Origin of the sequence: Salinarimonas soli (genome assembly GCF_008386575.1) — a bacterium.
Classification (GTDB): domain Bacteria; phylum Pseudomonadota; class Alphaproteobacteria; order Rhizobiales; family Beijerinckiaceae; genus Salinarimonas_A; species Salinarimonas_A soli.
The window spans coordinates 99,632-112,192 of the sequence record NZ_VUOA01000036.1; the positions used below are offsets into that span (position 1 = coordinate 99,632).

Annotated in this window: 10 protein-coding genes; 8 read left to right on the plus strand and 2 right to left on the minus strand. The window is 70.9% G+C overall.

The window, feature by feature from the left end:
* Window positions 1-82: 82 nt before the first annotated feature.
* On the plus strand, window positions 83-892 hold the full coding sequence (locus F0L46_RS20290) for an outer membrane protein (protein WP_149820964.1): 810 nt from the start codon (window positions 83-85) through the stop codon (window positions 890-892).
* Between the two features lie 611 nt (window positions 893-1,503).
* Here F0L46_RS20290 and F0L46_RS20295 read toward each other — a convergent pair.
* Window positions 1,504-3,375, minus strand: coding sequence for an aq_1923 C-terminal domain (locus F0L46_RS20295; protein WP_149820966.1), 1,872 nt, complete (start codon window positions 3,373-3,375; stop codon window positions 1,504-1,506).
* A gap of 130 nt (window positions 3,376-3,505) precedes the next feature.
* Window positions 3,506-3,832 (minus strand): iron-sulfur cluster insertion protein ErpA, encoded by a 327-nt coding sequence (gene erpA, locus F0L46_RS20300; protein ID WP_149820968.1) that lies wholly within the window; start codon window positions 3,830-3,832, stop codon window positions 3,506-3,508.
* Between the two features lie 31 nt (window positions 3,833-3,863).
* Here erpA and F0L46_RS20305 point away from each other — a divergent pair, with 31 nt between their 5' ends.
* From F0L46_RS20305 to F0L46_RS20335, 7 genes are all read left to right on the plus strand, one after another.
* On the plus strand, window positions 3,864-5,117 hold the full coding sequence (locus tag F0L46_RS20305; RefSeq protein ID WP_149820970.1) for a deoxyguanosinetriphosphate triphosphohydrolase: 1,254 nt from the start codon (window positions 3,864-3,866) through the stop codon (window positions 5,115-5,117).
* A 285-nt stretch (window positions 5,118-5,402) separates the two neighbouring features.
* A complete protein-coding gene (gene argS, locus F0L46_RS20310) occupies window positions 5,403-7,157 on the plus strand; it encodes an arginine--tRNA ligase (protein WP_149820972.1) in 1,755 nt (584 codons plus the stop codon).
* A 100-nt stretch (window positions 7,158-7,257) separates the two neighbouring features.
* The gene (locus tag F0L46_RS20315) at window positions 7,258-8,772 is read left to right on the plus strand and encodes an SPOR domain-containing protein (RefSeq protein WP_149820974.1); all 1,515 of its coding nucleotides are present in this window, start codon (window positions 7,258-7,260) and stop codon (window positions 8,770-8,772) included.
* A gap of 102 nt (window positions 8,773-8,874) precedes the next feature.
* Window positions 8,875-9,894, plus strand: coding sequence for a beta-N-acetylhexosaminidase (gene nagZ / locus F0L46_RS20320; protein WP_149820976.1), 1,020 nt, complete (start codon window positions 8,875-8,877; stop codon window positions 9,892-9,894).
* Window positions 9,895-9,932: 38 nt separating this feature from the next.
* Complete coding sequence (locus tag F0L46_RS20325) at window positions 9,933-10,727, plus strand: segregation and condensation protein A (RefSeq protein WP_149820978.1); 795 nt, start codon at window positions 9,933-9,935, stop codon at window positions 10,725-10,727.
* Between the two features lie 13 nt (window positions 10,728-10,740).
* Entirely contained in the window at window positions 10,741-11,424 is a 684-nt protein-coding gene (gene scpB / locus F0L46_RS20330; RefSeq protein ID WP_276315613.1) for an SMC-Scp complex subunit ScpB, read from the plus strand.
* Entirely contained in the window at window positions 11,421-12,548 is a 1,128-nt protein-coding gene (locus F0L46_RS20335; protein WP_149820980.1) for an ABC transporter ATP-binding protein, read from the plus strand. Before scpB ends, F0L46_RS20335 begins: the two co-directional genes overlap by 4 nt.
* Window positions 12,549-12,561: the final 13 nt, after the last annotated feature.

Here is a 12,561-nt window from a genome sequence, read left to right on the forward strand (position 1 = left end):
GGGTGTTGCATCCGGGTGACAGACGCGGCGGGGTGCTTTGGTTAAGTTCCGCATCGAACCACCAACGGATGGATTCAAACACATGAAAAAGATTCTGCTTTCGACCGTGGCCCTCCTCGGCCTCACCATGACTGCCGGCGCAGCCGACCTGCCGCGCCGCACCGTCGCCCCGATGGTTTCCCCCATCGTCGCCGTCCCCGTCTTCACCTGGACCGGCTTCTACGTCGGTGTGAACGCCGGCTACGGCTTCGGCGACAACAAGAACGACCAGTCGACCTACTTCATCCCGACCTCCACCGGGATCCCGGTCGCCGGCAACCTGACGATCAGCAACTTCGGCAACGACAACCGTGAAGGCTTCGTCGGCGGCGCCCAGGTTGGCTACAACTTCCAGTTCGGCATGTTCGTCGCTGGTATCGAGGCCGACCTGCAGTACGCCGACTTCGGCGGCCGCAACGCCGAGCGCCTCGGCACCTTCACCTACACGGGCGTCGGCTCGGGCCTGACGAGCGTCGTCACCAACGACATCTCGAGCCTCGAGTACTTCGGCACCGTCCGCGCCCGCCTCGGCGTCGCGTTCGACCGCGTCCTCGTGTACGGCACCGGCGGCTTCGCGTTCGGCGGCACCGACCGTGGCAACAACTTCTGCGGCGCGTTCCGCTCCTGCAGCAACGACGACACCTCGGTCGGCTACGCGGTCGGCGGCGGCGTCGAGTACGCCTTCACGAACAACCTGACCTTCAAGCTCGAGGGTCTGTACGTGAACCTCGGCGACAACGGCAACAACGCCGCCGCCGCGTTCGACCGCACCACCGGCACCCTCTACCTCGAGGACCGCAAGCGGGACATGGACTTCGGCGTCGTCCGCGTCGGCGTGAACTACAAGTTCTAATCCTCCGGATTAGAGCCTGCCTCGAAGGCCCGGCGGCGACGCCGGGCCTTCTTGCGTTTTGAGCGTAAGTGAGTGGTCACCAGGGCTCCCGCGGCGCACCCTCCGGGCGGGCAAAAACGAGGAGCCCATGACGTGAACCGAACGTCCTGGCTTCCTGGCTTGAGGCCGCGATAGGCTCAGGTCGTCGGAGGCCTCCGCGGGCTCGGGCTACTCGAGGCTGCGGCCGTGCGGTCTGGGTGGGAGCGCAGTGCGGTGTCGCTGAAGCGTCGCAGTACTCAGGTTGGCGCTCCACGGATCCCCCTCCCGCTGTCGCAGCGTGCCTCGCGCCCCTGCCGCGCCGGCTAAAGCCGGGAAAGCACGCGCGTTCAGGCTGAGCCATCAGGCGCGAGCACTGCGACGCTCCCCTGCTGACGCCGCTCGGGTGGCGAAGATTGCCGCCAATCGCCGTGAGGTCGACGATCGTGTGCGGACGGCCGTGCATCTCGATGGCCGGTTTCACGCTTGCTGACCAAGCCGCGGAATGCGCGGACCGACGCGACCGCGCTGCGCGACCATCACGTTTCGTGTCCGGCTTTAAAGGGCGAAAGGCTTACGCACCCGCCCGCGCTGGATCATTCCAGCGTCGCCTTCAGGTCGATCCGCTGCAGGAGCGCCATAGGATCGTCGACGCTCATGAGCTCGGTGATGCCGAGGCCCTTCGAATCCTTCGGGGTCGCGGCGATGCGCAGCGTCGCCGGGCGTGCGAGGAAGCGGCCCACCGTCTCGCCGAGGCTGCGGGCCTGGGGCGAGCCGCCGAGCGCGAGCGGTATGCCAAGCGCCGCCATCGCGGCATATTCGGTGCGGACCCCCTCGGGCGTCTTGCGCTTCTGGCGTGCCTCGCGGGCGAGAACGCGGTCGTAGAGCCCGCCGTCCTGGATCGTCAGCTCGAGGCTGCGCGCCGAGGCGCCGAGCAGGCCGACGAGCGCCACCGCCGTATCGGGATCGAACACCTCGGCTCCCACGTCGCCGACCCGGGCGCGCATCGTCAGGCGGCCCATGTCGCGGCCGGTCATGGTGAAATCCTCGACGGCTAGCTCCCGTGCCTCTTCCTTCCACGCCGCCCCCATGGTCCAGGACAGATCGATGGCGCGGTAGCCGAGATCGCTGAGCGGCTTCAGGCCGCTCTCCTGCATGTCGGGCGTGAGCTCCGCCGTGAGATTCGAGACGGCGAGTTTGATGCTCGTCGGGATGCCGTTGCGCTGCGTGCCCGGATCGAGCAGCAACTCGCGGATGCCGACCCGGTTGCGGCGGCGTGCGTCGCCGGGGGCGGTCGCCGAGGGGAGGTCGATCGAGAGATCCGCGGCGCGAATCGCGCCGAGGGTCGGGACGAGGGCCCGCAGGTCGCCAGCGCCGATATCGGTCTCGGACTTGCCGGCCAGACGGGTCAGCCCCTCCATCATCGGCTTGAACGAGAAGCCGCTGAACGACAGGGTCCCCAGGCGCATGGTCCCGTCGGGCGAGGTGACGGCGAGGCCTTCCATCCGCGTCTCGCCGGGGCTGCCGCCCGTATAGGCGACCCGCGTCAGGGTGAGCCGGCTGTCCTTATCGTCCTCGGACGTGGCCACGAGGTCCGCGATCTCCATGCCGCCCACCGACATGGCTCCGAAGATCTCGCCGATGAGGCGAAGCACCTTGGCCTGCTCGTCCTTGCTCGCCTTGTCGGAGCTGTCGGCCGCTGCCATCGCCTTCGAGATGTCGCCCCACGAGGGGGTCGTCGGGCGGGCCTTGACGTCGCTCGCGCCGATGCGGCCGATCCGCACGGTCGCGTTCTCGTCGTCGGTGAAGGTGAGATCCTCGACGGCGATGCTGCCGTAGAGCGTGCGCATCTCGGGGGAGGGGCCCTGGGCGGGTTCGGCGTAGAGGCGCGCCGCGTAGGCGAGGTCCACGTCGCGGATCGTCATGCGGCCATGCTGGCCGCTGCCCACCGAATCGCCGTCCTCGGTCACCTCGAAGCTCGCCGCCTGCGCGGTTCCGGCGACGATGCGCCCCGACGCGACCTCGTCGAGCGAGATGTTCCGGTACGTGTAGCGGCTGAGATGCTCCCCGGCCTTCTGCTCGATCGCGATCTCGGGCGCGGTGACGCGCTTCGCCGAGAAGCGTGCGAGGCGGGCATGAAGCGGCTCGCCGCCCTTCGCGTCGAACAGGGCGGCGATCTCGGCCCGGGGCAGGCTCGTGCCTTCGACCACGAGCTTCGGGATGCGATAGGTCGTGGTGTCGGCCGTGACGGTGACGTTCTCGAGGGTCACCGTCTCGCTGCCCTGTGCCAGGGCGGCGCTCCACAGCGAGCCGCCCGCGCGCCAGGAGCCGATCTCGATCCGTGAGCCCGATCCGAGATCCACGCCGACCTCACGCCCGCGCGGCTCGATGAGGCCGCCCGCCAGGATCAGGGCTGCGGCGGAGGCGGCCCCCGCGAGGCGAAGGGTGCGTCGTGTCGTGTCGGTCATGGTCGAGCTCCCCCGGACGGCCCCTCGGGCCGCCGCTCGTGTCGCGCCGCATCATTGGGCCAAGGCGGCCCGCAGATAAAGAGCGCTAACGCACCGGGATGGAGCGGGGCTGGCCGGTTCGGGCCGAGGCTCAGAGCGAGAAGGACGTCCCGCAGCCGCACGACGCCGTCGCCAGCGGATTCTCGATCTTGAAGGACTGGCCGATCAGGTCGTCCACAAAGTCGATTCGCGAGCCGCCCATATATTGCAGCGAGACCGCGTCGACGAGGATGCCCGCGCCGTCGCGCTCCACCACGAGATCGTCCTCGTTGCGGGTCCGGTCGATGTCGAACGCATAGGAGAACCCGGAGCAGCCGCCGCCATTGACGCTGATGCGCAGCATGGACCCGGCCGGTTCGCCGGACATGATCTCGTTGATCCGCCGTGCCGCACGTTCGGTGAGCTCGATCCCGTCCATCGCCGTTCCAAAACCTCTGAGCCGACCTTAAATGAAGGTAGGTGCCGACGGGGTCGGCTTCAACCCGGAGAGCGACGTGCGCCCATTCGGCGAGCGATGGAGGGCGGCCTGGGCCTGCGACCCGGCGGCGACGCGCGGGCGGCTCTTCCCCGAGGGCGGCTCCCCGACCCGCAGCGACTTCCAGCGCGATCGGGACCGGATCATCCACTCCTCGGCCTTCCGCCGCCTCAAGCACAAGACCCAGGTCTTCGTCTATCACGAGGGCGATCACTTCCGCACGCGGCTCACGCACACGATCGAGGTGAGCCAGGTGGCCCGGGCGCTCGCCCGGTCGCTCGGCCTCGACGAGGACCTGGCGGAGGCCCTGGCGCTGTCCCACGACCTCGGCCACACGCCGTTCGGCCACACGGGCGAGGACGCGCTGGATGCCTGCATGGCACCCTATGGCGGCTTCGATCACAACGCGCAGGCCTTGCGCATCGTGACGCGCCTCGAGCGGCGCTACGCCGAATATGACGGCCTCAACCTTACCTGGGAGACGCTGGAGGGCCTCGTGAAGCACAACGGCCCGCTCCTCGACGGCGAGGGGCGGCCGACCCGGCGCTATGCCGAGCGCGGCGTGCCGGGCGCCATCCTCGAATACGACGCCCTCCACCCCTTGGGCCTCTCGACCCATGCGGGCGCCGAGGCGCAGGCGGCGGCGATCGCCGACGACATCGCCTATGACGCGCACGACATCGACGACGGCCTGCGGGCGGGGCTCTTCCGCATCGAGGACCTGCGGTCGGTGCCCTTCCTCGCCGAGCTCCTGGGCGAGATCGACGAGCGCTATCCGGGGCTCGACCTTTCGCGGCGCATCCACGAGCTCACCCGGCGGGTGATCACCCGCTTCGTCGAGGACGCGATCCGCGACAGCGGGCGCCGGCTCGAATCGGTCCGGCCCGAGAACGCGGACGCGGTTCGCGCGGCCCCCATGCCCGTGGTGTGCTTCTCTCCCGGGATCGTGGACGCCGACAAGGCGATCAAGAACTTCCTCTACCCCCATATGTACCGCCACCCGGACGTGCTGGCGGTGCGGGCCAAGGCCGACGAGATCCTGCGCGACCTGTTCGCCCGCTTCATGAACGAGCCCGCCGCCATGCCGGCCGAGTGGTCGCAGGGCGTGTCGCAGGACGACGAGCCGCGCCTCGCGCGCCGCGTCGCCGACTACATCGCCGGGATGACCGACAATTACGCCGTGCTGGAGCACAAGCGCCTGTTCCCGACGACGCCGGATTTGCGCTGAGCCCGCATTCCCCGGGTGGGGGAGTCGTGCCGGATGATCGCATCGCGCCACGGTGCCACCGCACTAAGGTGGCCCCCGGGCCTGACCCGGGGATCCACACCGCCGCCCCGACCGTTCGGCCGCGGTAAACCCGTCCATGGCAGGGAGAGGGGCAGGAGCGAGCTGGTCTGAGCCAGCACGCCGATGCTCGACTCGACGGTCACCCACGGACGGGGAACGATGCGTGACACCGCGCGCCCGCCCTGCTAAGCGCCGCGCAAGACAACGAGCGGAGCCCGCGTCGCGATGAATGTGTTCAGGCTGTTCGAGGAGCGCGTCGCGGGGGCGCTGGGGCGTCTGGCGGACGCGGGCGACATCCCGGCCGGGCTCGCGATCGGGCGCGTCGTCGTGGAGCCGCCGCGCGATCCCTCGCATGGCGACCTCGCCACGAATGCCGCCATGGTACTGGCGAAGGACGCCAAGACGAACCCGCGCGCGCTCGCCGACAAGATCGCCGCGGATCTTCGCGGGGACGAGCGCGTCGCGAAGGTGGACGTGGCTGGTCCCGGCTTCATCAACCTGACGCTCGCGCCGGGCGTCTTCCTCGACGTGCTGCGCGCCGCCGTGGCGGCGGGCGCCGATTTCGGGCGCGGCGGCGTCGACGGGCCGAAGGTGAACGTCGAATATGTCTCGGCCAACCCGACCGGGCCGATGCATGTGGGCCACGGGCGGGGCGCGGTGTTCGGCGACGCGCTCGCGAACCTCCTCGTCTTCGCCGGGCGCGACGTCACCCGCGAGTACTACATCAACGATGCCGGGGCGCAGGTGGACGTGCTGGCCCGCTCCGCCTTCCTGCGCTACCGCGAGGCGCTCGGCGAGGACGTGGAGATCCCCGAGGGGCTCTATCCTGGCGACTATCTCAAGCCCGTGGGCCAGGCGCTGCTCGCCACCCACGGCCCGGGCCTCCTGGAGCAGAAGGAGGAGGCCTGGCTCCCCGTCGTGCGGGATTTCGCGATCGACGCGATGATGGACATGATCCGCGCGGATCTCGCGGCCCTCGACATCCGCCACGACGTGTTCTTCTCCGAGCGCGCGCTCTCGCGGGGGGAGACGGACCACATCGCGGCGACCATCGCGGACCTGCGCGCCCGCGACCTCGTCTATGACGGCCGGCTGCCGCCCCCGAAGGGCCAAGCGGTGGAGGATTGGGAGGACCGGGAGCAGACCCTGTTCCGGGCCACGAATTTCGGCGACGACGTGGACCGGCCGCTCCTGAAGTCCGACGGGTCCTACACCTATTTCGCGGCCGACATCGCCTATCACCGCTCGAAGTTCGAGCGCGGCTGCCCCGAGATGATCGACGTCTGGGGCGCCGATCACGGCGGCTACGTGAAGCGCATGCAGGCGGCCGTGCGCGCCGTCACCGAGGGGCGGGGCGAGCTCGATGTGAAGCTCTGCCAGCTCGTGCGCCTGCTGCGCGCCGGCGAGCCCGTGAAGATGTCGAAGCGCGCGGGCGACTTCGTGACCCTGCGCGAGGTGGTGGACGAGGTGGGCCGCGACGCGGTGCGCTTCATGATGCTCTACCGCAAGAACGACGCGACGCTGGACTTCGACCTCGCCAAGGTCGTCGAGCAGTCGAAGGACAACCCCGTCTTCTACGTGCAATACGCCCATGCGCGCTGCGCCTCGATCTTCCGGCAGGCCTCCGAAGCCTTTCCCGGGGAGCCGTTCGGGCCGCAGGCGCTGCTCGCCGCCGATCTCGCGCGGCTGAGCGACGAGGCGGAAGTAGAAATCTTGCGAAAGATCGCCGCCTTCCCACGTCTGGTCGAGGGGAGCGCGCATGCGCACGAACCCCATCGGTTGGCATTCTATCTTTACGACCTCGCCAGCTCGTTCCATCATCTATGGAACAAGGGCAAGGATCAGCCGCATTTGCGGTTTGTTAATCAAACCGAACGAGAGTCGACCCTAGCGAGACTGGCGCTCGTGCACGCGGTTCGCTGCGTCATCGCGGCAGGTCTCTCCGTCCTGGGCGTCACGGCTCCGGACGAGATGCGGTGAGCGTAGAGTCGGGGCGCGCGCGTTCGGCGCGTCCGCTGCGTCGGTCGCGGTGTCCTTGAGGCCAGGGCCTGGCCCGATATACGGAAGGTTGAGTTCGCTCATGACGAACACGGCTCGCAACCGCTTCGCGATCGACCTCGACGAGATCGACCGCAACCTCTCGGCGCCCGCCACCCCGGCCGGCGCGAAGAACGATCCGTTGTCGGAGCTTGCCCGCATCGTCGGGCAGGACGATCCCTTCCGCTCCATCCTCAAGGCGCAGCCCGCTCCCGCGGCCCGGGCCAATGACGGCTATGACGACCTGTTCGCGGCCCGCGACGACGGGGCGCAGCGCCGCTACGCCGAGCCGTCCCGCGATTTCGAGGCGGAACTCGCCGCGTCCTTGCGCGCTCCCGTCCCGGTGGGCTCGCCGCCCGCCGGCTACCACGCTCACCATCAGCCCGCCGACCTCGATTGGGTGCAGGCCAACGGCTACGCCCAGCCCGGCGAGGCCGAGTGGGACCCCTCCTATGCGGCGCCCGCGCCCAAGGTTCGCCGCAGCCGCAAGGGCCTGCTCGCGGTCGCCGCCGTGCTCGGCGTCGCGGCGCTCGGCGTCACCTCCGCTCTCGTCATGGGCGTCGGTCGGCCGGGGGGCTTCGGTGGCGAGCCGCCGCTGATCAAGGCGCAGGTCGGCCCCCTGAAAGTGCAGCCCGAGAACCCGGGCGGGGTCGAGTTCCCGAACCAGAACAAGCAGATCTACGAGCGCGCCGCGGCCGAGAAGACGAAAGTCGTGAACCGCGAGGAGCAGCCCCTCGACGTCGCGCAGGCGACCCGGCAGCTCCAGCGGCCCGCTCCGGCTCCCGCTCCGCAGGGCGTCGACTCGCAGGCCATGCGCCAGGCCATGCAGGCGGCGGCGGGCCTCGTGCCGCCGGCTCCCGCCTCCGCCGCTTCTTCCGCCCCGCAGCCGAACGCCGCCGGCATGCCCTCGCTCGGCGAGCCGCGCCGCGTGCGCACCGTCTCGGTTCGGCCCGACGGCTCCATCGTGACCGCCGACGGTGCCGCCGCAGCGGCGCCGATGCCGCCCATGCGCCCCACCTCCATGCCGCAGGCGCAGCCCCCGTCCGCGCCCCCGACCCGCGTGGCCTCGGCCGCGCCCGTCCCGACCCCGATGCCGACCACCACGGCGTCGACCCCGACCCCGCCGGCTCGCCAGGCGGCTCCCGCCACGACCCCGGCGACCCCTCCCGCTCCCGTTCGTACTGCCAGCATCGAGCCGGCCCGTCCGGCGGCGCCGGCGACGAAGGAGCAGCAGCGCCTCGCCAACCTGCCCGTGGCGCCCGCTCCGGCCCCGGCAGCCGACGACGACGCCCCGGCCGCCCGGCCGACCTCCGGCGGCGGCTTCGTGGTGCAGCTCGGCGTGAGCAGCTCCGAGTCGCAGGCCCGGGACGCCTTCAACCAGTTCCGGAGCAAGTACGGCGCGGCGCTGTCCGGCACCTCCCCGGGGATCGTGAAGGCCGAGGTGAACGGCAACACGATCTACCGCGTGCGCACGGCCCCCATGGACCGCGGTGACGCGAACGAGGCCTGCTCCAAGATCAAGGCCAGCGGCGGCAGCTGCTTCGTCGCCAAGAACTGAGCCTGCCTCCCCGTATCGCAAACTGAGAGCCCGTCGCCCTGCGGCGGGCTCTTCGTGTGAGGGGCGCTTGACCCCACCGCCCCAGGACCGTAAGCGCGCCCCATGAGCATCCGTGCCTTCATCGTCGGCCTCTCGGGCCCGACCCTCACGCCCGACGAGCGGTCCTTCATCCGGGACGCCGATCCGTGGGGCTTCATCCTGTTCAAGCGCAATGTCACGGACCCTGCGGGCGTGCTGGCGCTGACGGACGCCGTCAGGGAGGCTTGCGGCCGCGCCGACGTGCCGATCCTGATCGACCAGGAGGGCGGGCGGGTGCAGCGCATGGGCCCGCCGCACTGGCCTCGCTACCCCGCCGGGCGCGCCTATGGCCGCATCTCGGCCAACGATCCACTGACCCGCCGCGAGCTCGCCCGCCTCGGGGCGCAGCTCATGGCTCACGACCTCAGAGCGGTCGGCATCAACGTCGATTGCGTGCCCGTCCTCGACGTTCCGGTGCCCGGCGCCCACGACGTCATCGGCGACCGCGCCTACGGCCTCGATCCCGTGACCGTGGCCGTGCTCGGGCGGGCCGCCGCCGAGGGCCTGATCGCGGGGGGCGTGCTGCCCGTGATCAAGCACATCCCCGGCCACGGTCGCGCCGGCGCCGACAGCCATCACGACCTGCCCGTGGTGGACACCCCGCGCGAGGAGCTGGAAGCGCTCGACTTCGCGCCGTTCCGGCACCTTGCCGACATGCCCCTCGCGATGACGGCGCACGTGGTCTACACCGCCCTCGATCCCGCGGCCCCCGCCACCACGTCACGCCGCGTCATGCGTGACATCATCCGCGGCCATATCGGCTATGACGGGCTCGTCATGAGCGACGACCTGTCGATGAACGCCCTCAAGGGCACCCTGCGCGAGCGCGCCGACGCCTCCTTCGGGGCGGGCTGCGACGTCGGTCTGCACTGCAACGGCAAGCTCGACGAGATGATGCAGGTAGCCGCCGCGGCTCCCGTCCTGCGCGGCAGGGCGAGACGGCGGGCGGAGGCCGCCATGGCCCGCATCCGCCACGTGCCCGAGCCCTTCGACGTGCCCGAGGGCCGGGCGCGGCTCGATGCGGCCCTTGCCGCCCTGGCGTGAACGGCCCAGTGTCGCGCGAGAGCCAAGCCGGACGGCCGATGCGCGATTCAACGGTGTTCGACGACTTCGATGCGGGTGAGCGGCGGGACGGCGAGCCCGCTTTCGTCGTCGATGTCGACGGGTACGAAGGCCCCCTCGATCTGCTCCTCGATCTCGCCCGCCGGCAGAAGGTCGATCTCGCGAGGGTCTCCATCCTGGCGCTCGCCGAGCAGTACATCGCCTTCATCGAGTCGGCCCGCGCCAAGCGCCTCGAGCTTGCGGCCGATTATCTCGTGATGGCGGCCTGGCTCGCCTACCTGAAATCCCGCCTGCTGCTGCCCGAGCCGCCCAAGCCCGAGGAGCCCTCCGCCGAGGAGATGGCGGACGAGCTGGCAGCCCGCCTCGTGCGCCTGGAGGTCGTGCGCCTTGCCGCCTGGCGCCTGGAGGGCCGCGACCGGCTGCACCGCGACGTCTTTCCCCGCGGCGCGCCGGAGCCGATCGAGCTCGTGGCGCGCTCGGCCTACCACGCGACCCTGCACGAGCTCCTCGTGGCCTATGGGCGCCAGCGGCAAAAGGAGGTCGTGGCGCGGGTCACCCTGCGCAAGCGCCGGGTCTGGTCGCTGCTCGACGCCCGCCAGGCCCTGGAGCGGCTCGTCGGCGCGGTGCGCGACTGGACGACCCTGGACCAATATCTCTTCGAGTTCATGATCGAGCCCGGGATGCGCGCCACGATCGTGGCGTCGTCCCTCTCCGCGACCCTGGAGATGGTGCGGGAGGGCCGGCTGGCGCTGCGCCAGGACGAACCCTTCGGCCGCATCTGGATCAGGCCCGGGGAGGGGCCCGGCCGTGGATAAGGCGATCCGCGCGATCGCGGCGGGGATCAACGCCGACCTGGAGGCCGCCCGCGAGCGGGCCGACGCGGCCCGGATCGCGGAGGCGATGCTGTTCGCCGCCGTCGAGCCCGTGCCGACGGCCGCGCTCGCCGCCCGGCTGCCCGCGGGGACCAGCGCCGAGACCGTGCTGCGCGATCTCGCCCGCTTCTATGCCGGGCGCGGCGTCAATCTCGTGCGGGTCGGGGGCGGATGGGCCTTTCGCACCGCGCCCGACCTCGCCTATGTGCTGCAAAGGGAGAAGACCGAGCCCAGGCGCCTGTCCCGCGCCGCCCTGGAGACCCTCGCCATCGTGGCCTATCACCAGCCCGTCACCCGCGCCGAGATCGAGGATATCCGCGGCGTCTCGACCGCGAAGGGCACCCTCGACACCCTGCTCGAGACGGGGTGGGTGCGCCTGCGGGGGCGCCGCCGCGCACCCGGACGGCCCGTGACCTACGGCACGACGCCGGCCTTCCTCGATCATTTCGGGCTCGACTCGATCGGCGATCTGCCGGGCCTCGACGAGCTCAAGGCGACGGGCTTCATCGAGGGCCGCCTGCCAGCAGGCGTCCTGGTGCCGCTGCCCTCCGACGACACGACCTTGCGTGACGACGAGGAGCCCTTGGAGGATCCGGATCTCTTCGCGCCGCTCGATCCCGAGGGCGAGGACGAGCCATGAGCAGGGGCCCCGCGGCGCCGTTTCGCGATCGCCTGCGCCTGCCGCGCTTCGGCCAGCGCGGGACGGCGGGCGCCTCGATCCCAGCCGAGCTCGCCTTCGAGGGCGTCGTCCAGACCTATGGTCCCGTCCGGGCGCTCGACGGCGTGACGCTCGCCATCGCGCCGGGCGAGCTCGTCTGCCTTCTTGGCCATTCCGGTTGCGGCAAGACGACGCTTCTTCGCATCGCGGCGGGCGTCGAGCAGCCGGCGGCCGGGCAGGTCAGGCTCGACGGACGGGTGGTGAGCGGGGAGGGGATCTTCCTGCCGCCCGAGCGCCGGGGCGTCGGCCTCATGTTCCAGGACTACGCGCTCTTCCCGCATCTCACGATCCTGGAGAACGTGACCTTCGGCCTGCGAAGCCTGGCCGCGGGCGACGCCGAGATCGCGGCGCGCCGGGCGCTCTCGCGGGTGGGCCTGGAGCGCTACGCCGCCGACTACCCGCACATGCTGTCGGGGGGAGAGCAGCAGCGGGTGGCGCTCGCCCGCTCCATTGCGCCCCGGCCCGGCGTCCTGCTCATGGACGAGCCCTTCTCCAACCTCGACCGGCGCCTGCGCGATGCCGTGCGCGACGAAACCGTGGCGATCTTGCGCGAGACGGGCGCCACCACGATCGTGGTGACCCACGATCCGGAGGAGGCGATGCGCATCGCGGACCGCATTGTGCTCATGCGGGCGGGCCAGGTGGTGCAGGAGGGCCCGGCGGAGGACCTCTACCGCCGCCCGGTCGACCTCTTCGCGGCCCGGTTCTTCTGCGACTTCAACGAGGTGGAGGGCGTGTGCCGGAACGGGCGCGTCTCGACGCCCATCGGCATCTTCCCGGCGCCGGGGCTGGAGGAGGGCGCTGCCGCGGTCGTGTGCCTCAGGCCGCAGGGCGTGCGCCTGCGTGCGCCGGGCTTCTGCCTCCCCGGACGCGTGGTCTCGCGCCGGTTCCTCGGGGAGGTCGATCTCGTCCATGTCGCAGTGCAGGGGCTCGACCGGCCGCTCCAGGCGCGGACCCGGGAGAGCTTCCGGCCCGACGAGGGCGCGGACGTGGGCGTCGACGTCGATTCGAACGAGGTCCTTGTTTTCGCCGCGTCCGCCCCCTAGGTTCTCGGCGAGT